Here is a 22,827-nt window from a genome sequence, read left to right on the forward strand (position 1 = left end):
TTTATCTCTTGCCCTTTGAACCCTTACGAGTACGAGCATTATTTTTAGTATTTTGTCCACGAACAGGTAATCCTCGACGGTGGCGGATACCACGGTAAGAACCTATCTCGACCAAACGCTTAATATTTAAGTTAACTTCACGACGAAGATCACCTTCAACGCGGAACTTATCTACTTCACTACGAAGCTTTTCTTGTTGTTCTGGAGTTAAGTCACTTGTACGAACATCTTCAGATACTCCTGCTGCTTTACAAATAACTTTAGCAGTAGGTTCACCAATACCATAAATATAAGTTAATGCGATAACAATTCTTTTATCTCTTGGTAAGTCAACACCAGCAATACGTGCCATTAATTGCACCTCCTATTTCTTTAGTAATTATATTAACCTTGACGTTGTTTGTGTTTTGGATTTGCAGAGCAAATAACCATAACACGACCATTTCTTTTAATAATTTTGCAATGCTCACACATTGGCTTAACAGATGGTCTAACTTTCATGTTTGCCTCCGTAATTATTTGATAAAACGATAAGTAATTCTACCCTTTGTTAAATCATAAGGGGATAATTCTACAGTAACTCTGTCACCAGGTAAGATCCTAATGTAATGCATTCTAATCTTACCTGAAACATGGGCTAATATTGTAGCACCATTCTCTAATTCAACTTTAAACATAGCATTAGGCAAAGTATCTATTACTTTACCCTCAACTTCTATGACGTCTTCTTTAGCCAAAATTGTTCCTCCAAATTGACAACTAGCCACACTAAGGAATTATAACACGGATATCAAAAAAAACAATGAGAGATCCTATTTCTTCAGAATATCATATATTTCTTTAAATACCTTGTCGGGGGTTTGCTCACCATTTACTGATGACAATATTCCTTTTTTATCGTAGAAATCCTTTAAAGGCGTATTCATTTTCTTGTTAACCTCTAAACGATTCTTTACTACCTCAGGTTTGTCATCATCACGCTGATAAAACTCTGAACCACCGCAACGATCACATTTACCTTCAACCTTTGTAGGATTAGAAATTTTATTGTAGGTTGCTCCACAGGCCTTGCACATATATCTAGCTGATAAACGCTTAATCAAAACATCTTCACTAACATCAATAGAAATAACATTAGTAAGCCTCTTATCTAAACGCTTAGTAATATCTTCCAATAACTCAGCTTGAACAGTAGTACGAGGAAATCCATCTAGAATAAATCCTTTTTCTGTGTCCTTCTGTTGAAGTCTTTCTTCAACCAATTTGGCTGTAACTTCATCAGGAACTAAATTACCATTATCAATATAACTTTTAGCTTCTAGACCCACTGGTGTTTCATTAGCAATTGCTTCTCTAAACATATCACCAGTCGAAATATGTGCTAAATGAAATTCATCTACAATACGCTCTGATGCAGTTCCTTTTCCTGCACCAGGCAAGCCTAAAAGAATTAAATTAATCATTTCTTTATCCTATCTAATAAATCCAACATATTCACGCTTCATTAACAGACCATCAATTTGGCGAGATAATTCAAGCACTACACCAATAACAATTAATAAACTAGTACCACCTAATCCAATAGATTGCGGTAAGTTCCACATATTAGTTGCTAACTGAGGCAAGAGAGCTACCAATCCTAAAAATATGGCACCAACAGTTGAAATACGCATAAGAATTTGAGATACATATTTCTGAGTATCCTTACCTGGCCAAACACTAGGTATATATGCACCTTGCTTTTGTAAATTTTCAGACAATTTTTCTGGATTAACTTGAACAAAAGCATAGAAAAATGTAAACAAAACAATCAAAAATGTGTATATCAATGCACCATATGTGGTTTGTAAGCTAAATATCTCTTGGCAAACTTGGAACCACTGATCTCCACCATGATTTAGTCTGAACGCTTCCAAAATTGTTGCAGGCGTCACAATGAAAGAACTGGCAAAGATAACAGGAATAACACCAGATACATTTATTTTTAATGGTAGAAAACTTTCAGATCCACTCAAAGTTGCTCTACGAGTATATTGTATTGGTACTCGTAAATCTGCTTGCTGAAACCATGTAACAAATTTAGCTACTAAAAAGATAATAATGAGCATACCAATGAAGAACAAAATACCATTAATCCTATCACTAGAAGATGTATTAATAATACTATCATTAAACAACTTGTATAGACCATGAGGTAATCTGGCGATAATACCAGCAAAAATCAACACAGATACTCCATTACCTAACCCTTTGTCAGTAATTTCATCACCCAACCATGTTAATAACATTGTACCGGCCGTCATAATAATTGCTATTTGTACATATGTCTCAACAGTTTGTGTGCGAACCAAGCCCATTTGCGTTAATACGTTAAAACCTAATGTAATACCGATACTTTGGATAAATGCAACGACTAAAGCTAAATATCTAGTAACCTGATTGGTCTTTCGACGTCCAACTTCACCCTGTTTGCCCCATTCAACTAACTTAGGAACAATATCCATTTGCAAAAGTTGAATAACAATCTGGGCTGTTATGTAAGGAGATACACCCAAAGCAAAAATGGAAAATGTATCTAACCCACCACCACTTATAGTATCAAGCATAGGTATCAAGTTTTTAGCAGAACTATTAGCTAATATAGCTAAAGCCTTTGCATTAATACCAGGGACAGCAATGTTAGCTCCTATACGATAAAGTAAAAGGATAAACAAAGTGTAGTAAATCTTACCTCTTATTTCTTTGTCTTTAAAAGCGTTCTTCAAGGTAGTGAACATTAAATCACCTCAACAGTTCCGCCAGCAGTTTCAACAGCCTTCTTAGCTGATTCTGATACTTTATTAACTTTAACAGTTAATTTAACATCTAATTTACCGTTAGCTAACAATTTGACACCAGCAAGTTCTTTTTTAACAATACCTGCTTCTTTTAATGAATCGATAGTCACTTCACTACCAGCTTCAAATTTGTTAAGATCGTTTAAATTAATAATTGCATATTCTTTGCGGTTAATGTTGTTAAAACCACGTTTTGGCATTCTTCTGTACAAAGGCATTTGTCCACCTTCAAAACCTAAACGAGTTTTACCACCTGAACGTGCTAATTGTCCTTTTTGACCACGACCTGATGTCTTACCATAACCACTAGAAGTACCACGTCCAACACGTTTTCTATTGCGACGAGAACCTTCTGTAGCTTTTAATTCATTAAGCTTCATTAATCGAGCACCTCCTTAGATTCTATATAATTATTTACTAACCTCTTCAACTGAGATTAAATGTGCAATCTTCAGTAAAGCACCACGAGTTGCAGCGTTATCAGGTAAAACAACATTGCTGCTAACTTTTCCTAATCCTAAAGCCTTAACAACTTTTCTTTGATTAGGAAGACGGTGAGCGGCACTTCTAATTAAGGTAACTTTTAATTCAGTCATATTCTATTCTCCTTAATCTTCTAAGCTCTTTGCAGATTCACGAAGTTTTAATACTTCCTCGCGAGTCTTTAACTTCTTTAAACCGTCCATAGTAGCACGAATTACATTGATTGGAGTGTTTGATCCCAATGATTTAGAAGTAACATCAGAGATACCAGCTAAATCCATAACAATACGTACAGCACCACCAGCTGCTACACCGGAACCAGCTTCAGCGGGTTTAAGCATAATGCTACCTGAACCAAAGTGTCCTAAAACATCATGTGGAATAGTAGTACCAACAACAGGTACTTCAATCATTCTCTTCTTACCAGCTTCTACAGCCTTGCGAATTGCTTCAGGAACTTCTTGAGCCTTACCAGTACCAAAGCCAACATGACCTTTTCTATCGCCGACAACAACCACGGCTGCAAATCTCATGCGACGTCCACCTTTAACAACCTTGGTGATTCTGTTAATAGCTACTAATTGATCTTCAATATCGTCTTTTTTACGATCTTTACGAGAATCGTTGTGGTTTGCCATTAGTTAATTCTCCTTTCCTAAAACTCTAATCCGTTTTCACGAGCTGCTTCAGCAAGAGCGGCAACACGACCATGATACAAGTAACCACTTCTATCAAAAACTACTGTCTTAATGTTTTTCTTAGATGCTGCTTCAGCTAAAGCCTTACCTACTTGAGCTGCCTGTTCAATCTTAGAACCTTCAGCTGTAATAGCTTTATCATTTGTTGAGGCACTTGCGAGCGTTACACCCTCTACGTCATCAATTAATTGAGCATAGATGTTTTTGTTTGATCTAAAAATACTTAAGCGTGGGCGCTCTGCAGTACCAGAAATTTTACCACGAATACGTCTGTGGCGCTTTGTGCGCAACTTGTTTTTATCTGGTTTTGAAATCACAATTTCACCTCAAAAATTTCTATTTATTATTTACCTGTTTTACCTTCCTTGCGGCGTACATATTCATCTTCGTAACGAATACCTTTACCTTTATACGGCTCAGGTGGTCTTACATCACGGATTTCTGCAGCAAATTGACCAACAACTTGCTTTGAAATACCTTCAATCTGAATAGTAGTTGCTGCTGGAGTAGTAACTGTTACACCTTCTGGTGCTTCAAATTCAACTGGGTGTGAATAACCAACATTTAATGTTAATTTTTTACCTTGTGCATTTGCACGGTATCCAACACCTACTAATGTTAATTTCTTAACGTAGCCTGTATTAACACCTTCAATCATTGCAGCAAGATTAGCTCTTGATGTACCATGAAGAGCTTTATCTGACTCACTAGAACGACTGAAAGTTATTTCGCCATCTTTTTGTTCAAAAATGATGCGTGGATCAAAATATCTAGTAAGTTCACCCTTTGGTCCCTTAACAGTGATATTGTCACCATTTTTGGTAACTGTGACGCTTTCAGGAACGTTAATAACCTTTAAACCAATACGGCTCATTAATAGTTCTCCTCTCTGTCCTAATTACCAAACATATGCGATAACTTCGCCACCAACATTCTTTTCTCTTGCTTCTTTATCGGTAATAATACCAGCAGAAGTTGAGATGATGGCAATACCTAATCCATTGAGAACTTTAGGTAAGTTTTCTGCACTCACATAATTTCTTAATCCAGGTTTTGAAATACGTTTCAAGCCTGAAATAACACGCTCATTGTTAGGACCATATTTCAAGAAGACTGTAATTAATCCTTGTTTATTGTCTTCTTCAACTTGGTAATCACGAATGAAGCCTTCTTGCTTTAAAATCTCACTAAGTGATTTTTTCATTGATGATGCAGGAATTACAACTGATTCATGCTTTGCCATGTTAGCATTTCTGATTCTAGTTAAGTAATCTGCAATCGGATCTGTCATGACCATTTAAAAATTGCCTCCTTTATCGTTAATTACCAACTTGCCTTTTTAAGACCAGGAATTTGACCCTTGTGTGCTAAATCTTTCAAGCAAATACGACATAATTTAAATTTACGATATACAGAATGTGGGCGTCCACATCTTTCACAACGTGTGTATTCACGTGAAGAAAACTTAGCAGGACGATGATTTCTGACGATTTGAGATGTTTTAGCCATTAATTGTCCTCCAAATTATTTACTAAAAGGCATACCAAATTGTGCAAGAAGTTCATGTGCTTCTTCATCTGATTTGGCAGTAGTTACAATAACAACATCTAACCCTCTAACACGATTAACCTTATCATAATCGATTTCAGGGAAAATTAACTGTTCTTTGACACCTAGGGTATAGTTACCACGACCATCAAATGATCTAGAACTAACACCACGGAAGTCACGAACTCGTGGGAGTGAAACATTAATTAACTTATATAAAAAGTCATACATTCTATCACCTCTAAGTGTTACCTTAGCACCAATAGACATACCTTCACGTAAACGGAAGTTGGCAATTGATTTTTTAGCTTTAGTAATTAGAGGTTTTTGACCTGAAATTAAAGTTAATTCTTCAACAGCTTCATCAAGATTTTTTGCGTTAGAAACAGCATCACCGACACCCATGTTCAACACAATCTTTTCAATCTTTGGAATTTGCATAGTTGATGAGTAATTGAATTTTTCCTTCAATGCTGGTGCTATTTCTTTTTTGTATTTTTCTAATAATGTATTTGCCATTTGAGTCCTCCTCCCTATTTCTTATCTTCTTTTTTAGCTTTTTCAATAACTTTTACATTTGAAACATGAATTGAACCTTCTTTTTCAACTACACCACCATTGGCGTTAGTTTGTGATGGCTTTTCATGTTTCTTTACCTTGTGGATGCCCTTAACAACAACTCGGTTAGTCTTAGCATTAACTGAAAGAACAATACCTTCCTTGCCTTTGTCGTTGCCGGCAATAACCTTAACTTTGTCACCTGTTTTTACAAACATCAGTGCACCTCCCTATATCTTTATAATACTTCAGGAGCAAGTGACACGATCTTCATAAAATCGTGTTCTCGCAATTCACGAGCAACTGGTCCAAAAATACGAGTACCACGAGGGCTCTTATCTGCATTAATGATAACTGCAGCATTTTCATCAAACTTAATGTAAGAACCATCTTCTCGACGTGCACCTGATTTAGTTCTAACAATAACTGCTTTAACAACATCGCCTTTTTTGACAACGCCACCCGGTGTTGCTTGTTTTACAGCACAAACTACAATATCACCGATATTACCGGTTTTACGAGTAGAACCGCCTAATATTTTAATTACAAGCAATTCTCTTGCACCAGAGTTGTCAGCAACCTTTAAACGACTTTCGTGTTGGATCACTAGATTATCCTCCCCTCAAAATTGAGACTTAAATAGACTTCTTAACGATCGTAATTAGACGGTAACGCTTCGCATGTGATAATGGACGGGTTTCCATGATGCGAACAATATCGCCAATTTTAGCTTCGTTCTTTTCGTCGTGAGCATAGTATTTCTTAGAATACTTAATACGCTTCTTATAAACTGGGTGATTCTTATAAGTATCAACAACAACTGTTATAGTTTTGTCCATCTTATCAGAAACAACACGACCTTGATATACATGTCGACGATTTCTTTCGTTAGTTTCGCTCAAGTTAATAACTCCCTTCCACCAACTAGTTATTCTCGCTCAGAATAGTCTTTATTCTGGCAATATTCTTACGGACTTTTTTCAAGCGAGCGGTGTTTTCTAATTGACCGGTTGCCTGTTGGAAACGCAAGTTAAAGAGTTCTTCTTTATATTGCTTTTCTTTTTCTAACATTTGATCAGTGGTTAAAGCTCTGATATCTTTAGTCTTCATTAGATTCGCCACCTACTTCCACATTCTTCTTAACAAACTTAGTTTTGATTGGGAGTTTGTTAGAAGCAAGTCTTAATGCTTCACGTGCAACGTCTTCTGAAACGCCACCAATTTCAAACATGATCTTGCTTCTCTTTACAACTGCTACCCAACCTTCAGGGGCACCTTTACCGGAACCCATACGTACACCTACACCTTTTGCGGTATATGATTTATGTGGGAAAATTTTGATCCATACACGGCCACCACGTTTCATATAACGCGTCATAGCAATACGTGCTGCTTCAATTTGTCTATTAGTAATCCATGATGATTCAACAGCTTGTAAACCATATTCACCGAATGCTATAGTCTTTCCACCTTTTGCTTCACCACGCATCTTTCCACGAAATTCACGACGGTGCTTTACACGCTTAGGTACTAACACTATTAGTTTCCTCCCTTCGCTTTCTTAGAAGCAACAGGCTTGTTCTTACGTTGTGGTAAAATTTCACCACGATTAATCCAAACTTTTACACCAATTTGACCGTAAGTGGTTGCTGCTTCAACCCATGCATAATCGATATCTGCTCTCAAAGTATGTAAAGGAACACTACCTTCAGTATGCCATTCTCTTCTAGCCATATCTGCACCGTTTAAACGACCTGCAGTTTGAACCTTAATACCTTTAGCACCAACGTGCATTGATCTTTGAGTAGCCTTACGAGTAGCACGTCTGAAAGCAATTCTTGCTTCAAGTTGTTTAGCAACACTTTCGCCTACTAATTTTGCTTCTAAATCAGGCTTTTTAATTTCAACAATATTTATATGAACATTTTTACCTGTAATAGTATTTAGACGTGTTCTAAGTTCTTCAACTTCTTTTCCGCCTTTACCAATTACCATACCAGGTTTAGCAGTATGAATAGAAAGATTAATTCTATTTGCAGCACGTTCAATTTCAACATTAGAAATGGATGCATCAGCTAATTTTTGTTCAATGTATTTTCTAATACGTAAATCTTCATTTAAATTATTAGCGTAATCTTTACCAGCATACCATTTAGCTTCCCAATCACGGTTAATACCAAGACGGAAACCATTTGGGTTAATTTTTTGACCCATTAATTTTGCCTCCCTTAATCGTTTTTAACAGATACTTTAACGACTACGTGACTGGTTCTCTTGTTAATTGGAGAAGCAGAACCTTTAGCACGTGGACGAAATCTCTTTAAAGTTGGACCTTCATTTACATATGCTTCAGATACGTAAAGGTTCGCACTTTCAAGATCATAGTTATGTTCAGCATTTGCAATAGCTGACTTCAAAACCTTTTTAACGATTGGAGAAGCTGATCTTGGAGTAAATTCTAAGATTGCCAAAGCTTCCGCAACGCTCTTGCCACGAATAAGGTCTACAACCAAGCGGGCTTTTCTAGGAGCGATACGAACAGTTCTTGCTTCAGATCTAGCTGAATTAATTTGTTCTGCCATTTATAAGTTTCTCCTTTCTTACTTAGTAGTAGTTGCCTTATCAGCAGTTGACTTATGACCACGAAAAGTTCTTGTAGGAACAAATTCGCCTAACTTGTGACCAACCATATCTTCAGTAACATAAACTGGAACATGTTTTCTACCATCGTAAACAGCTATTGTGTAACCAACAAAAGAAGGAAAAATAGTTGAACGACGTGACCAGGTTTTAATTACTTGCTTTTTCTCAGAACTTTCTTGTGCTTCAATCTTCTTTATAAGATGTGAATCAGCAAATGGTCCTTTTTTAATACTACGGCTCATTAATAACCCTCCTTCTGTCTAACTATTTGTTACCCTTGCGATGACGAATAATAAGCTTTTCACTGCTTGCTTTACTGTTTCTAGTCTTGATACCACGAGACTTCTTACCCCATGGTGTCATAGGTTGAGTACGTCCAACTGGTGCTTTACCTTCACCACCACCATGTGGGTGATCGTTAGGGTTCATTACAGAACCACGTGATTGAGGACGCTTGCCCAACCAACGACTACGACCTGCTTTACCAAGTTGAATCAAAGAATGTTGTTCATTCCCAACTAATCCAATTGTTGCACGGCAAGTAGATAAAATCTTTCTAACTTCACCACTTTGTAATCTTACTAAAGTATATCTGCCATCTTGACCTAACACTTGTGCAGATGTACCAGCACTTCTTACTAATTGGCCACCTTTGCCTGGCTTCAATTCAATATTATGAATTTCAGTACCTGCAGGTATATCTGCTAATGGTAAAGCATTACCTGGCTTAATATCAGAACCTTTACCTGATTCTATAACCGTACCAACAGTTAGACCTTTGGGTGCCAAGATATAAGACTTAACACCATCAGTATAATGAACAAGAGCAATATTTGCTGTTCTATTTGGATCATACTCAATTGCCTTTACAACTGCTTTTACTTCATCTTTGTTACGTTTGAAGTCAATAATACGGTACTTTTGCTTGTGGCCACCACCACGGTGTCTTACAGTAATATGACCATATGAATTACGTCCAGCTTTGTGACTTTGAGACTCAAGTAAAGTCTTTTCAGGCTTTTTCTTAGTTATTTCAGCAAAGTCAGAAGTAGTCATGTTACGTCTTCCGTTTGTAGTTGGCTTATATTTAATAATTGCCAATTGACTGACCTCCTATTATTTTTCCTTTGATTCGTTATCATTGAAGATCTTAATTGAATTTGAATCTTCAGTAAGAGTAACGATTGCTTTTCTACGACGAGCAGTCTTACCAGTATAACGACCGACTCTCTTATCCTTACCACGAACATTCATAATGTTTACATTTTTAACTTTAACGTCAAAAACTTCTTCAACAGCATTACGAACTTGTGTTTTAGTTGCAGATACTAATACATCAAATGTGTACTTTTTGTCATCCATCAAGTCCATTGACTTTTCGGTAACTACAGGGCGTAAGATGATATCATGTGCATCCATTATGCCAATACCTCCTCAATTCTCTTAATAGCGTCTTGAGTCAATAACAATTTTTCATAGTCAACCGCATCAACAACATTTAATCCATTAACAGGTACAACTTTTACTTGTGGTAAATTCTTACCCGATAATTGAACATTCTTGTCATCAGATACTACTAATACCTTACCTGAAACTTTGATAGCACTGAAAATAGCTTTCAAATCTTTAGTTTTAGGTGTAGCCAAAGTTAATTGATCAAGAACGATCAAATTGCCGTCAGCAACTTTTTGAGAAAGAACTGACTTAATAGCTAAGCGACGTGCTTTACGTGGCATATCAACTTTATATGAGCGAGGAGTTGGGCCAAATACAGTACCACCACCACGCCATTGTGGTGCTCGAATAGATCCTTGACGAGCACGTCCTGTACCCTTTTGCTTCCAAGGTTTCTTACCACCACCGCTAACAGCTGATCTATTCTTAGTAGCATGAGTACCTTGACGCTTACCAGCTCTTTGTCTAATGATTGCTTCAAAAACAACGCTATCATTAGGTTCAACTTCAAAAATGCATTTATTTAAATCTACTTCACCAACAGATTTGCCTTTTTGGTCGATAACTTTTATAGCCATTCTAGTCCTCCTTCCTATTTAGCTGCCTTAACAGCAGACTTAACAATAATTAATGAGTTTTTTGCACCGGGAACGTTACCTTTAATAAGTAAAACATTCTTTTCCGGAACTACTTTTTCGATTACTAAATTTTGAACAGTTACTTGCTTGCCACCCATGTGACCAGGTAACTTTTTACCCTTAGGTACGCGGTTGATAATAGAACCCATTGAACCTGGAATTCTGTGATATCTTGAACCGTGAGTTTCAGGACCTCTAGATTGTCCCCAACGTTTAATGTTACCTTGAGTACCATGACCCTTTGAAGTTCCAGTAACGTCAACTACGTCACCTTCACTAAATGTATCCACTTTAATTTCTGAGCCGACTTCGTATCCCTCAAGCTCCACATCGCGGATTTCTCTGATGAAGCGCTTAGGGGCTGTCTTTGCTTTTGCAGCATGACCTTTAGCCGGTTTGTTGCTCAAAACTTCTCTAACATCTTGGTATCCAACTTGTACTGCTTCATATCCGTCTGACTCATTAGTTTTAACTTGTAAAACTACATTAGGAGTAGCTTCAATAACAGTAACCGGAACCAAAATACCATTTTTAGAGAAGACTTGGGTCATACCGACCTTTCTTCCTAAGATTCCTTTGGTCATGATTACACCTCCATATTTTTTTAAAAACTATAATTTAATCTCAATATCAACGCCGCTTGGTAAATCAAGCTTCATTAATGAATCCACTGTTTTTGGAGTAGGATTCACAATATCAATTAAGCGCTTATGCGTACGAATTTCAAATTGTTCACGTGAGTCCTTGTTCTTATGTGGTGAACGTAATACTGTAAACAATGTCCTTTCAGTAGGCAATGGAACTGGACCTGATATTTCAGCACCAGTTCTTTGTGCTGTAGCTACGATTTTAGCAGCTGATTCATCGAGAATACTGTGCTCGTAAGACTTAAGTCTTATACGAATTTGTTGACTTGCCATCTAATAACCTCCTTCGTCTTCTTTAAAAAGATGACTAGCTCTGCAAAAATTACCGGCACGCCCCTGTGGCAATGCAGCCGGGCATTCCGCAACCTTTTGCGTCTAAGCTCAACAGCGTGTTACTGCATAGCAACACGTATATTATTGTACAAGATTTTTATTGCAATATCAATATTTTGTTTATCTTTTTTTATTTTTTTACATAAAAAATAGGCTACTAATCGATAGCCTAATTTTTTTGATTTTTACTTTTGAAAACGCGTGTCAAACAATGGACTTACTGGTTGATTATCAATAATAAATTTAATTGCTCTACCCATTAGTGGTCCTACAGACACTAATTCTGCTTTGCTCAATTGTTTTTCTTCAGGTTGATTAATGGAATCCGTTAAAATCAATTTTTTAATTGGAGAATCATTAAGTCTCTGAATTGCAGGTCCTGATAAAACGGCGTGTGTAGCAGATGCATAAACTTCAGTAGCACCTGCATCAATTAATGCTTGAGAAGCAAGCGTTATAGTACCTGCTGTATCAATCATATCATCAATAATAATGGCACGCTTACCTTTAACGTCTCCAATAATATTCATAACCTCAGCAACATTAGCTTTAGGCCGACGTTTATCAACAATCGCAATGGATGTCTTCAAAAACTCTGCTAATTTACGTGCTCGTGTTACACCACCATGGTCAGGAGAAACGACGACAGCGTCTTTTTCTAATCCATGGCTTAAGAAATAATCTGCTAATAATGGTGCACCCATCAAATTATCAACTGGTATATCAAAGAATCCCTGAATTTGTGGTGCATGCAAATCTAATGAAAGAATTCTTGTAGCACCAGCAGCTTGCAACATATCTGCAACCAATTTCGCTGTAATTGGTTCACGAGCCCTAGTTTTTCTATCTTGTCTAGCATAACCATAATATGGCATGACCAAATTTATTGTTTTAGCTGAAGCACGTTTAACAGCATCAATCATGATCAATAATTCCATTAAATTATCATTTACCGGGGCACTAGTAGATTGTACTAAAAATACATCCTTACCACGTACTGATTCGTCAATATTAATTTGAATCTCACCATCGCTAAAACGCTTAACATCCGACTTGCCTAATTCAACGCCCACTGTATCAGCAATACTCTTTGCTAATGGTTTGTTTGAATTAAGAGCAAATATCTTTATTTCATTGTCCAATTGCGACATAATTTCCTCCACACAACAAAGCAACATTTCATTACTATGATAACAAAAAAATATATATCTGCATAATTTTATTTATCATAATTCTCAAAAGTACTAATCCCAAGCCTTATTTTTAGCTAATGGTAACTTATGCCAGTATCCTTCCTTATTAACTTGACGTCCCCTAGCGATCGCCATGTCATACTTAGCAACATCCTTGGTAATCGTTGAATCTGCAGCAATAAAAGCATGATCGGCAATATTAACAGGTGCTATTAGTGTAGAACCTGCTCCTATAAAAGTATGGTCTCCAACATTAGTATGCAATTTTTCAACACCATCGTAATTCGAAAAGATAGTACCACATCCAACATTAATATCTTTTCCTAAAGTAGCATCCCCAACATAAGTTAAATGACCCAATTTAGTATTTTCACCTATAGTTGCTTTTTTAACTTCAACAAAGTTACCAATATGAGCTCCCGACATAATCTCTGATTTAGGACGCAAATGTGAATTAGGACCAATATCAGATCTATCATGCATAGTAGAATCAACTATAGTAGACGACGTAATCGTCACATTATTACCGATTCTAGCATTAACCAAACGGGAACCAGATGCAATATAACATTCATTTCCTATTATTGTATGTCCTTTAATAACAACATTAGGTTCTATAATAGTATCACTACCAATTTGAACATCACAATCAATATAAGTATTGGCTGGATCTATTAAAGTTACACCATTTTTCATATGTTGTTCATTAATACGTCTTTGCATTAACTTAGTTGCTTCAGCTAAAGCAATCCTATCATTAACACCCAAGCTTTCAGTATAATCAGCCATCTGACAAGCACCAACTACTAATCCTTTTTCACGCATAATTTCTAAAACATCAGTCAAGTAATACTCTTTTTGAGCATTATGGTTAGTAACTTTTTGAAGAGCACTAAACAATTCTTTATTATCAAAACAAAATACACCAGTATTTATTTCATTGATAGCACTTTCAGAAGCAGAACAATCTTTCTGTTCTACAATACGTAAAACATTACCAGCTGCATCTCGAATTATTCTACCATAACCAAAAGGATCCTTAACTATAGCAGTCAAAACTGTAGCACTATTTTTATGCTGAATATGTTGTTCAAATAATTCATTAAAAGTAGCTGCAGTAAATAAAGGTGTATCTCCTGTAGTAACAATTGTATATCCTGATAGATTTTTCAATAAGTCTGCAGTAGCTAAAACAGCATGTCCTGTGCCTAATTGTTCTTTTTGAAATGCAAATTCAGATTTACCAGCTAAAACGCTTTTAACATCAGAAGCCCCATTCCCTACAACTGTAACTATTTTATCAGGATTTGTACCTTGAGCAGCATCAACTACATGTTCAACCATTGACTTTCCACATACTTGGTGCAAAACCTTATAAAGTTTGGACTTCATTCTTGTACCTTTACCTGCAGCTAAAATAACAACATATTTATTCATCGCACATTTCCTTTCAATTTTGGTATCTTTATTTTATTTTGGAAATTTTTGGAAATCAATTTGTTCCAACAAATTACCCGGCTTAGCTTTTATAATCCCTTTTGAGCGATCAACTTCCGTAATTTTTACTAAAGTTTGATAATCATCAACTACTTTGTTAACTGGATTACTTGCTTCACATAGGACACACATACCAACAACATGACATTTGAACTCTTTAGTTAATTCTTCCATACCATTTAGAGTCCCTCCGCCCTTCATAAAATCGTCTACAATTAGGACATTTGAGCCTTCAGGCAAACTACGCTTAGCCAATTCCATTTTTTCTACGCGATCACTAGATGAAGCAACATAATTAACAGATACTGTTGCACCCTCAGTAATTTTAGGACGCCTACGTACTAGAACATAAGGCACATTTAACAAGCGACTAACCGAATTAGCAATGGCGATACCCTTAGTTTCTATAGTCATCACATAATCAACATTACTATAAGCATACTTCGTAGCAATTAATTCACCCACATGTCTTAATTCTTGTGGATCACCTAAAACATCTGATAAATATATAAAATTACCTGGCAAAATTCTTTCTGGATCTTCAATCCGATCAGCTAGTTGTTTTAAATAGTCTTCTGCCGTATTAAACCCAATAAATGGTATAAGTCTAACTCCACCTGCAACACCAGCAACAGTTTCTAAAATGCCAATTTCATATTTAGCAAATGTATTACGTAAAATTGCTAAATCTTCAGAAATCGATGATTTCGCAGAATCATAACGAGTAGCAAAAAAAGGTAATGATATTAATGTATGTGGATGTGTCGTCAAGTACTGCACCATATCCACTAATCTTTCTGAGCGTTTCATATTAATCCTTCCTAAATAAACATGATTAATTTATAAGAGATTACCTCTTCAGTCAACAATACATAATACTCTAAAAAATAAAAAATCACTAGTATTTTTAACTAAAACACTAGTGATTGTTCGCATTATCTTTCAATTTAGCTTATAACATCAAAGTCAAGTTCGATATTTTTAGTTAACAAATCTGTATAACTATACGAAACTCGCTCAAAATTATTTTGTTGCTGATCCAAATCAACAACAAACACGGCTGGATAAGTTTTCTTCAGAACACCCTTACGTCTGATAACTTTCTTTCTACCAGCTTGAGCAATAACAATAAGTTCTTGCCCTAAATGATTATCCAATTTTTCCTTTATTGCCATCAATGACATTGGCATTAGACACCACCCCCTAACTCTATTCCATTCTATCACAAAAAAGCCCTACAAGCAATAGAATATAAGAAAAAGGGCATATCATCTTTGTTCAAATATTTTCTTTGACAATTCAATATATTGTAATATAGACAACTCTTCAGGTCTAATATTACTATCTAAATTAAGATCATTCAACAATTTTTGTCTGGAGTCTTTATTTTTAATTAAAGACTTCAAATTATTATTAAGTGTTTTTCTTCTTTGCGAAAAAGCTAACTTTACTATTTGATTAAAAAGATCTTCATGCTCAATCAAAAGTTTGTGTTCTAATGGTTTTAACACCACTACAGCTGAATCAACTTTGGGGCTAGGCATAAATGATGTTCTTTTGACTTCAAAAGCAAAATCAACATCCATATCTTTCTTGACTGCAATAGTTAAGGGACCATACGCTTTACTTTTATGTGAAGCTGAAATTCTTTCTGCCACTTCTTTTTGCATCATCAACGTAAGCTGAGATATTTTAACAGGACTATGCATTAATTTTAAAATTATAGGTGTAGTTATATAATATGGTAAATTAGCAACCACTATAATTGGCCGATTTACATCAAAATAATCAGCAATATCCGTTGCAAAATCTGCTTTTAGAATATCTTTCATAATTATTCTAAAACGATCATTAAGTTCATAATTACCTATTTGAGCAGGTAATTCATTATACAAAATATCAGGTAAATCTGGATCAACTTCATAAGCTAATACTTTTGCACCGGCTAATAATAACTGTTCTGTTAATGACCCTATACCTGGTCCTATTTCAATAACTTGTGAACCTTCAACAACACCAGCACTGGCAACAATCTTTTTTACGATCGGCAAATCAACTAAAAAGTTTTGGCCTAAACTCTTTTTAGCTTTCATAAAATAACGATTAACAATCGCCCGAGTTCTAAGCGGCGTCGCAATTGGAATGCTATTTGACATGTTTAACCACCTCTTTTAGTTTATTATAACTAATACCAAACATAGCCAATCTCTTGTAAAATTGTTTAGCATTACCATATCCTACGCCTAATGCTATACCTACTTTTTCGCGTAACTTTCTAGCATTATCACCCATACCTAGTCCTAACTCATCATATTGCTGAATAGAAATAGCGTTGGCTGTAATATCTACTTCATGTAAATCAGATAATGCTCGTTGCAAAGCAGCTTTAGAAGCATGTTCTACTCCCAAACTATTTCCTCGCTTAGTAGGTTCACCTTCTTTACGAGTAATAAATGCCTGCTTGGCAGTCGGCACTGCTTTAAGGATTATTTTTCTTATTCTCTCGCCATTAAAATCAGGATCAGTAAAAATAATTACATCTCTTTTTTTAGCAATATTAACAATAGTAGTTATAGTTTGTTGCGATACTTCAGAGCCATTAGTTTCTATAGTCTCTATACCTGGAAAATATTGTTTTAACCTTTTGGTATCATCGCGTCCCTCAACAATAACAACTGCATCAAATCTTTTTTTATTTTGTAATTCCATAAATCCTCATTGCATTATTAAATGTATGTAAAGCAACCTCCTCTAACGATATATTTTTAATATCAGCGATAGCTTGTGCTACATAATAAACATACCCTGTTTCATTCTGTCTGCCACGATATGGTTTAGGGGTTAAATATGGTGCATCAGTTTCAATTAAAAATCTATCTAAAGGAACTGCTTTAGCGGATGCATGAACATCAACTGCATTAGTAAAAGAAACAACACCAGAAAAAGAAACGTACATCCCTAAATCTAAAATCTTTTTCAAATAATCTGGATCACCATTAAAATTATGAATAATGCCACCATACTCGCCGACTTTACTTTGGCTTAGAATATCATAGGTATCTTCAAAGGCATCCCTAGTATGAATGTTAACAGGTTTCTTAATCTGATATGCCAAATCTAGCTGTTGGGCAAAAACATCACGTTGAACTGAACGAGGAGATTCATCCCAATAATAGTCCAGTCCGATCTCTCCTAATGCCACAACCTTATCCTTAGTTAATTCTTTAATTAAAACATCATATGCTTTAGCATTAACCTTAGTAGCCACATCTGGGCAATAACCAACAGTCGCATATAAATTCGAAAATCTTTCAGCTAATTCTATAGCTCTACGATTAAACTCCGCATCCTGTCCGGCAACCACACCGCTAACTACATTTAGTTGCTTAGCACGTTTTAAATAATATTCTTCTTTTCCACGAAAAGGCTCATCATTAAGATGCATGTGTGAATCAAATAATTCCATTAGCCTAATAAAGCTCCATTTTCATGTTCATTAGAAACAATAATTAACTTAACTACACCATTTTTTTCGCTAGATAATAACATGCCTTGACTTAGTTGACCTAGCATCTTTCTAGGTTTCAAATTAGTAACTGCTAAGACTTTCTTACCAACTAATTCTTGTGGTTCTGGATAAAAAGCTGCAATACCACTTAAGATTTGTCTTGGTTCCTTTTCACCTAAATCCAAAGTAAAGGCTAATAATTTATTAGATCCTTTTACTTGAGCTACTGCAAGTATTTCTGCAACTTGTAATTGAACTTTAGCAAAATCATCAATTGTTATCTCACTATTGGTTTGCTTTTGCTCACTACGAGTACTCTTCTTAGGCTTGGCTTTAGCCATCTCCTGTTTGATATATTTAATTTCTTCTTCATTATTTAAACGTGGGAAAATTGGCTTAGGATTTTTAGTTACATAGTTTTGCCATCCATAAGCTCCCCAACATAAAGAAGTAGCATTAGCATCATCTAAGGATAAACCTAACTGTTCAAAAATGTGAACAGGGCTTTGCGTCATGATCGGTCTAATTAAAAGGGCTATTAAACGCAAACTTTCAGCTAAATTACTCATAACGCACTTTAATTCGTCAACTTTGCCTTCTTTATTAAGAACCCAAGGTGTAGTTTCATCGATGTATTTATTGGCACGTGAAATTAACCCCCAAATAGTATCAAGGGCTTTAGAAAAATGCAAAGCATCCATTTGTTCATGATAAAGATTAATGGTATGGTTAGCCAATTCTTTTAATTGTTTGCCATATTCATCTTCAGTAGTAGAAACAGGATCTACTAAGCCATCTTGGTATTGATTAATCATAGAAATAGTTCGATTCAAAAGGTTTCCTAAGTCATTAGCAAGATCAAAGTTAACTCTTTCTACAAAATCTTCAGGAGTAAAGATACCATCTGAACCAAAAGGAATAGCACGCATTAAATAGTAACGCAAAGCATCTAAGCCATAGCGGTTAACAATCATTTCAGGATAAACTGCGTTACCCTTAGATTTAGACATCTTACCATCTTTCATCAATACCCAACCATGACCAAAAATTTGTTTTGGTAAAGGTAAATCTAAGGCCATTAACATAATCGGCCAATAAATAGTATGGAAACGAACAATTTCCTTACCTACTAAATGAACATCAGCTGGCCAATATTTTTTAAATAAAGAATCATCCTCAGAACTATAGCCCAAAGCAGAAATATAGTTAGACAAAGCATCAATCCACACATACACAACATGCTTAGGATCACTTGGAACAGGAATGCCCCAATCAACAGTTGTTCGTGTAACTGATAAATCTTCCAACCCTGGTTTGATAAAGTTGTTAATCATCTCTTTTTCACGCGAATTAGGCAAAATAAATTGTGGATTTTCTTTATAATATTCCAATAAACGGTCAGCATATTTACTCATCCTGAAAAAATATGAAGGTTCTTTAATCAATTTAACTTCATGACCAGAAGGTGCCTTACCGCCAATTACCTTGCCTGAATCATCCTTGTAAACTTCAGCAAGTTGTGACTCAGTAAAATATTCTTCATCTTCAACTGAATACCAACCTTGATATTCACCTAAATAAATATCGCCTTGTTTAAGCAAACGTTCAAAAATTTTTTGCACTGCCAAAACGTGTTCTTGATCGGTAGTTCTAATAAATTTATCGTAAGAAATATCCAATAGTTTCCACAATTTCTTATATGATAATGCCATATTATCCACAAATTCTTGCGGTTTTATTCCTTGAGCTTCAGCTTTTTGCTCAATTTTAAGACCGTGTTCATCTGTACCAGTTAAAAAGAAAGTATCAAAGCCTTCATTACGCTTATAACGAGCCATAGCATCAGCAGCAACAGTCGTATAAGCATTTCCTATAGTTAATTTACCTGATGGATAATATATCGGCGTAGTGATATAAAAAGTCTTTTTTTCAGCCATATAAATATCTCCTTTTTTTCAATTAATGCTAGTATAACATAGTACAAACCAGATAATTTAAGTAATAAAAATTATATACAAAAAAAGAGGATAAATCCTCTTTTTTTGTATATATCAAATTAAAAACTGTTCTGATTTTAAATACTGTTTTTTGATTATTGTCGTTAACAAAATATACATCACCAGTAAAATAAATACCAATATTATATAATATCCTGGCAATTCTCCAAATTTCATCATTTTCGCAATACTTGGCACAAATGGTAACACTGTTCCAAAAATCGATGTAAGAATTGTGGATAAAGCAACTATGACTGAAGGTCTTTGTTGTAAAAATGGTATCTTTGGATCACGCAATGCATGAATTACAATCTCTTGCGTCCATAGTGATTCAATAAACCATCCTGCAGTAAATACAGTCGCAAAAATAGTTTTTTGACTTGCAGCCAGTTGGCTATATTGCCCACCAGCAACAGTTGGACATATAACAAAGAACAATAAAGCAAATGTTATGATATCAAAAATAGATGACACTGGTCCAAAGTAAAACATAAATTTTGGTAATTTTCGTGTACTCCACTTACGTGGAACATCCAAATATTGTTTATCCATAGTATCGAATGGAATAGACAAGCAGGACGTACCATATAGTAAATCTAAAATTAATAACTGTAGTGGCAACATAGGTAGAAATGGTAGGAAAGAAGAAGCTACTAAGATCGATAAAATGTTACCAAAATTAGATGATAATGTAATCTTAATATATTTCATGGTATTACCGAAAATCTGCCTACCAATACGGACGCCATTTTCCAGAATTAATAGATCCTTATGTAACAAAATAATATCGGCAGACTTTTTAGCAATATCGACTGCTGTATCTACAGAAATGGAAACATCTGCTGATTTCATAGCAGGTGCATCATTAATTCCATCACCCATATAACCTACAGTATGTCCATTTTCCTTCAATAATTGGATGATTTTAGCTTTCGATTCTGGTGATAATTTTACAAAAATATCACACTCTTCAACCATTTTCTTCATTTCTTCATGAGTCTTGCCAGCAAAGTCACTATCAGTATAAATGGTATCTACATTTAGTCCTACCTGCAATCCTACATTACGTGTAACAGCTGCATTATCTCCCGTAAGGATTTTAATTGTTATTCCATCATGTTTCAGATTTTCAATAACCGCTTTAGCACTTTCCTTAGGTGGATCTAAAAATGCCAAAAAGCCAATTAAAGTCAATTCACTCTCATCATCAACTGAGAATTCTCCAACAGGTGCTGGATTCATCTTATATCCTAATAAAACAACTCTTAACCCATCATCGTTCATTTCAGCAATATCCGCTAAAATTTGTTTCTTTCTTTGATCGGTTAACGGTTTTACTTTACCATCTACCTCCATTTTAGTAGAACAGGATATCATCTCTTCAGCTGCACCTTTAGTAACTAAAATATGTTCATTGTTATCATTAGCAACAACAACACTCATTCTTCTGCGTTTAAAATCGAACGGAATTTCATCAATTTTGTTATAACGATGTTGCAAATCATTAATATCCAACTCATCACCAGCGGCTTCGATAATGGCCTTATCTATCAAATTTTTCATTCCTGTTTGATAGTAAGAATTTAAATATGAAAGCTCTAGTACATGTTTTTTCTCTTTTAAAGCTAGATTGTAATGTCTTTCCAAAACAACTTTATCTTGCGTCAAGGTTCCAGTTTTATCAGTACATAAAATATCCGCAGAGCCAAAATTCTGAATAGAATTCATTTTTTTGACAATGGTACCATGCTTAGACATCTCAACTGAACCTTTAACAAGGTTACTAGTTACAATTACTGGTAGCATTTCTGGGGTTAAACCAACGGCAGTAGCAATAGCAAAAATCAAAGCACTTAACCAATCACCTTTAGTTAAACCATTAATTAAAAATACAAGGGGTGCAATCACAGCAGTCATGGTTAATAAAAGTTCAGAAATGTGTTTAATACCAACATCAAATGTTGTCTCTTTAATATTATTTTTAGAAATACTTTGAGCAACACGACCAAATACTGTATTATCACCAGTCGCAAAGACTACTCCCATTCCAGAACCAGAAACGATGGTAGTTCCTTCATATAGAATATTTGGGTAATCTAAATATTCATCTATTTGAGCATCCGTCGGCTTAATATTAGCTATTTTTTCAACAGGTCTAGATTCGCCATTCAATGAACTAGACGAACAAAACAAGTCTTTACTTCTTAATAAACGCATATCGGCAGGAACCATATCACCTGCAGCAACATTAATAATATCGCCAACTACAACTTCTTTAGTAGGATATTCTCGATCTTGGTTCGAACGCCTGATATTGGTAGTAACAGAAACCATATTAAGCAATGCTTCTACTGCATCATTAGTTTTAACATTTTGCACAAAACTGGTGATTCCTGATATAAATACCATAGTCAACATGATAATGACAGTACTTAAATCTTTATCACTCGGTGACACAAAAATATAATTTGTGAACAATGACATAGTAGCCAAAATTAACAATACTATAGTAAAGGGTGTCAGAAATGCTTCAAATAAGAAATGCAACTTATTATTATGCTTATCAACCGCAATTTCATTGGGACCATTTTTGACTAATCTTTTACTAGCTTCTTCTTGAGTTAAACCATTAAGAGTTGTCTGCATACGATATAGCGTCGCGACTTTGTCTTCTCTGGCAATTTTCTTAACTAAAGAAGTATCATTGGTCTGATTCTTTGGCGAAGTATTTATCTTTAACATTCTATTCAACATCCTTTCTACTACAAACTGAAAAAAGAGACCAATACGAA

Annotated in this window: 35 protein-coding genes; all 35 read right to left on the reverse strand. The window is 35.2% G+C overall.

Translation table 11 applies throughout. The annotated features are described in order from the left end of the window. Position 1: 1 nt before the first annotated feature. Positions 2–352 (reverse strand): 30S ribosomal protein S13, encoded by a 351-nt coding sequence (gene rpsM / locus G6Z82_RS05795; RefSeq protein WP_164785934.1) that lies wholly within the window; start codon positions 350–352, stop codon positions 2–4. A gap of 32 nt (positions 353–384) precedes the next feature. Continuing rightward, complete coding sequence (rpmJ, locus tag G6Z82_RS05800; RefSeq protein WP_006729432.1) at positions 385–501, reverse strand: 50S ribosomal protein L36; 117 nt, start codon at positions 499–501, stop codon at positions 385–387. A gap of 14 nt (positions 502–515) precedes the next feature. Further along, complete coding sequence (gene infA, locus G6Z82_RS05805; protein ID WP_006730493.1) at positions 516–737, reverse strand: translation initiation factor IF-1; 222 nt, start codon at positions 735–737, stop codon at positions 516–518. Between the two features lie 75 nt (positions 738–812). Continuing rightward, entirely contained in the window at positions 813–1,463 is a 651-nt protein-coding gene (locus G6Z82_RS05810) for an adenylate kinase (RefSeq protein WP_006731439.1), read from the reverse strand. Between the two features lie 9 nt (positions 1,464–1,472). Beyond that, positions 1,473–2,777 carry a preprotein translocase subunit SecY gene (gene secY, locus G6Z82_RS05815; RefSeq protein WP_006729429.1) on the reverse strand — a complete coding sequence of 435 codons (1,305 nt, stop codon included), beginning with the start codon at positions 2,775–2,777 and terminating at the stop codon, positions 1,473–1,475. After that, positions 2,777–3,217: a 50S ribosomal protein L15 gene (gene rplO, locus G6Z82_RS05820; protein ID WP_006729428.1), complete on the reverse strand. Its 441-nt coding sequence runs from the start codon at positions 3,215–3,217 to the stop codon at positions 2,777–2,779. The genes secY and rplO overlap by 1 nt, the downstream gene beginning before the upstream one ends. 30 nt (positions 3,218–3,247) lie before the next feature. After that, on the reverse strand, positions 3,248–3,433 hold the full coding sequence (rpmD, locus tag G6Z82_RS05825) for a 50S ribosomal protein L30 (RefSeq protein WP_006729427.1): 186 nt from the start codon (positions 3,431–3,433) through the stop codon (positions 3,248–3,250). A gap of 12 nt (positions 3,434–3,445) precedes the next feature. Next, on the reverse strand, positions 3,446–3,958 hold the full coding sequence (gene rpsE / locus G6Z82_RS05830; RefSeq protein WP_006729426.1) for a 30S ribosomal protein S5: 513 nt from the start codon (positions 3,956–3,958) through the stop codon (positions 3,446–3,448). Positions 3,959–3,975: 17 nt separating this feature from the next. Then, positions 3,976–4,335: a 50S ribosomal protein L18 gene (gene rplR / locus G6Z82_RS05835; RefSeq protein WP_164785935.1), complete on the reverse strand. Its 360-nt coding sequence runs from the start codon at positions 4,333–4,335 to the stop codon at positions 3,976–3,978. A 26-nt stretch (positions 4,336–4,361) separates the two neighbouring features. Then, positions 4,362–4,892 (reverse strand): 50S ribosomal protein L6, encoded by a 531-nt coding sequence (rplF, locus tag G6Z82_RS05840; RefSeq protein ID WP_006729424.1) that lies wholly within the window; start codon positions 4,890–4,892, stop codon positions 4,362–4,364. A gap of 24 nt (positions 4,893–4,916) precedes the next feature. After that, a complete protein-coding gene (gene rpsH, locus G6Z82_RS05845) occupies positions 4,917–5,315 on the reverse strand; it encodes a 30S ribosomal protein S8 (RefSeq protein ID WP_006729423.1) in 399 nt (132 codons plus the stop codon). A gap of 26 nt (positions 5,316–5,341) precedes the next feature. Then, positions 5,342–5,527 carry a type Z 30S ribosomal protein S14 gene (locus G6Z82_RS05850; RefSeq protein ID WP_006729422.1) on the reverse strand — a complete coding sequence of 62 codons (186 nt, stop codon included), beginning with the start codon at positions 5,525–5,527 and terminating at the stop codon, positions 5,342–5,344. A gap of 15 nt (positions 5,528–5,542) precedes the next feature. Further along, complete coding sequence (rplE, locus tag G6Z82_RS05855; RefSeq protein WP_006729421.1) at positions 5,543–6,085, reverse strand: 50S ribosomal protein L5; 543 nt, start codon at positions 6,083–6,085, stop codon at positions 5,543–5,545. Positions 6,086–6,099: 14 nt separating this feature from the next. Beyond that, positions 6,100–6,342 (reverse strand): 50S ribosomal protein L24, encoded by a 243-nt coding sequence (gene rplX, locus G6Z82_RS05860; RefSeq protein WP_006729420.1) that lies wholly within the window; start codon positions 6,340–6,342, stop codon positions 6,100–6,102. Positions 6,343–6,362: 20 nt separating this feature from the next. After that, positions 6,363–6,731, reverse strand: coding sequence for a 50S ribosomal protein L14 (gene rplN, locus G6Z82_RS05865; RefSeq protein ID WP_006729419.1), 369 nt, complete (start codon positions 6,729–6,731; stop codon positions 6,363–6,365). Positions 6,732–6,759: 28 nt separating this feature from the next. After that, a complete protein-coding gene (gene rpsQ, locus G6Z82_RS05870) occupies positions 6,760–7,026 on the reverse strand; it encodes a 30S ribosomal protein S17 (protein WP_006729418.1) in 267 nt (88 codons plus the stop codon). Positions 7,027–7,048: 22 nt separating this feature from the next. Next, a complete protein-coding gene (gene rpmC / locus G6Z82_RS05875; RefSeq protein WP_006729417.1) occupies positions 7,049–7,234 on the reverse strand; it encodes a 50S ribosomal protein L29 in 186 nt (61 codons plus the stop codon). Further along, complete coding sequence (gene rplP, locus G6Z82_RS05880) at positions 7,224–7,661, reverse strand: 50S ribosomal protein L16 (RefSeq protein WP_006729416.1); 438 nt, start codon at positions 7,659–7,661, stop codon at positions 7,224–7,226. The genes rpmC and rplP overlap by 11 nt, the downstream gene beginning before the upstream one ends. Before the next feature lie 2 nt (positions 7,662–7,663). Then, positions 7,664–8,338, reverse strand: coding sequence for a 30S ribosomal protein S3 (rpsC, locus tag G6Z82_RS05885; protein ID WP_006729415.1), 675 nt, complete (start codon positions 8,336–8,338; stop codon positions 7,664–7,666). 14 nt (positions 8,339–8,352) lie between these two features. Next, positions 8,353–8,706, reverse strand: coding sequence for a 50S ribosomal protein L22 (gene rplV, locus G6Z82_RS05890; protein WP_006729414.1), 354 nt, complete (start codon positions 8,704–8,706; stop codon positions 8,353–8,355). An 18-nt stretch (positions 8,707–8,724) separates the two neighbouring features. Further along, positions 8,725–9,009, reverse strand: a complete 285-nt coding sequence (rpsS, locus tag G6Z82_RS05895) for a 30S ribosomal protein S19 (RefSeq protein ID WP_006729413.1) — start codon at positions 9,007–9,009, stop codon at positions 8,725–8,727. Between the two features lie 22 nt (positions 9,010–9,031). Then, on the reverse strand, positions 9,032–9,868 hold the full coding sequence (gene rplB / locus G6Z82_RS05900) for a 50S ribosomal protein L2 (protein ID WP_006730514.1): 837 nt from the start codon (positions 9,866–9,868) through the stop codon (positions 9,032–9,034). A 15-nt stretch (positions 9,869–9,883) separates the two neighbouring features. After that, on the reverse strand, positions 9,884–10,186 hold the full coding sequence (gene rplW, locus G6Z82_RS05905; protein ID WP_006729411.1) for a 50S ribosomal protein L23: 303 nt from the start codon (positions 10,184–10,186) through the stop codon (positions 9,884–9,886). After that, a complete protein-coding gene (gene rplD, locus G6Z82_RS05910; RefSeq protein ID WP_006729410.1) occupies positions 10,186–10,800 on the reverse strand; it encodes a 50S ribosomal protein L4 in 615 nt (204 codons plus the stop codon). The genes rplW and rplD overlap by 1 nt, the downstream gene beginning before the upstream one ends. Positions 10,801–10,814: 14 nt before the next feature. Then, positions 10,815–11,444: a 50S ribosomal protein L3 gene (rplC, locus tag G6Z82_RS05915; protein WP_006729409.1), complete on the reverse strand. Its 630-nt coding sequence runs from the start codon at positions 11,442–11,444 to the stop codon at positions 10,815–10,817. Positions 11,445–11,471: 27 nt separating this feature from the next. After that, positions 11,472–11,780: a 30S ribosomal protein S10 gene (gene rpsJ, locus G6Z82_RS05920; protein WP_006730521.1), complete on the reverse strand. Its 309-nt coding sequence runs from the start codon at positions 11,778–11,780 to the stop codon at positions 11,472–11,474. A 245-nt stretch (positions 11,781–12,025) separates the two neighbouring features. Next, complete coding sequence (locus G6Z82_RS05925) at positions 12,026–12,991, reverse strand: ribose-phosphate diphosphokinase (protein ID WP_006730486.1); 966 nt, start codon at positions 12,989–12,991, stop codon at positions 12,026–12,028. 93 nt (positions 12,992–13,084) lie between these two features. After that, a complete protein-coding gene (glmU, locus tag G6Z82_RS05930) occupies positions 13,085–14,470 on the reverse strand; it encodes a bifunctional UDP-N-acetylglucosamine diphosphorylase/glucosamine-1-phosphate N-acetyltransferase GlmU (protein WP_006734065.1) in 1,386 nt (461 codons plus the stop codon). A 33-nt stretch (positions 14,471–14,503) separates the two neighbouring features. Further along, positions 14,504–15,340, reverse strand: coding sequence for a pur operon repressor (gene purR / locus G6Z82_RS05935; RefSeq protein ID WP_006731441.1), 837 nt, complete (start codon positions 15,338–15,340; stop codon positions 14,504–14,506). A 137-nt stretch (positions 15,341–15,477) separates the two neighbouring features. After that, positions 15,478–15,720, reverse strand: coding sequence for a Veg family protein (locus G6Z82_RS05940; RefSeq protein ID WP_006730494.1), 243 nt, complete (start codon positions 15,718–15,720; stop codon positions 15,478–15,480). 78 nt (positions 15,721–15,798) lie between these two features. Continuing rightward, the gene (rsmA, locus tag G6Z82_RS05945) at positions 15,799–16,686 is read right to left on the reverse strand and encodes a 16S rRNA (adenine(1518)-N(6)/adenine(1519)-N(6))-dimethyltransferase RsmA (RefSeq protein ID WP_006730519.1); all 888 of its coding nucleotides are present in this window, start codon (positions 16,684–16,686) and stop codon (positions 15,799–15,801) included. Then, positions 16,676–17,239 carry a ribonuclease M5 gene (gene rnmV, locus G6Z82_RS05950; RefSeq protein WP_006731436.1) on the reverse strand — a complete coding sequence of 188 codons (564 nt, stop codon included), beginning with the start codon at positions 17,237–17,239 and terminating at the stop codon, positions 16,676–16,678. Before rnmV ends, rsmA begins: the two co-directional genes overlap by 11 nt. Continuing rightward, positions 17,223–17,996, reverse strand: coding sequence for a TatD family hydrolase (locus G6Z82_RS05955; protein WP_164785937.1), 774 nt, complete (start codon positions 17,994–17,996; stop codon positions 17,223–17,225). Before G6Z82_RS05955 ends, rnmV begins: the two co-directional genes overlap by 17 nt. After that, a complete protein-coding gene (metG, locus tag G6Z82_RS05960) occupies positions 17,996–19,975 on the reverse strand; it encodes a methionine--tRNA ligase (RefSeq protein WP_164785939.1) in 1,980 nt (659 codons plus the stop codon). The genes G6Z82_RS05955 and metG overlap by 1 nt, the downstream gene beginning before the upstream one ends. Positions 19,976–20,089: 114 nt before the next feature. Next, positions 20,090–22,777 (reverse strand): magnesium-translocating P-type ATPase, encoded by a 2,688-nt coding sequence (gene mgtA / locus G6Z82_RS05965; protein WP_102695437.1) that lies wholly within the window; start codon positions 22,775–22,777, stop codon positions 20,090–20,092. Positions 22,778–22,827: the final 50 nt, after the last annotated feature.

This window comes from Lactobacillus iners, assembly GCF_011058775.1.
Taxonomy (GTDB): domain Bacteria; phylum Bacillota; class Bacilli; order Lactobacillales; family Lactobacillaceae; genus Lactobacillus; species Lactobacillus iners.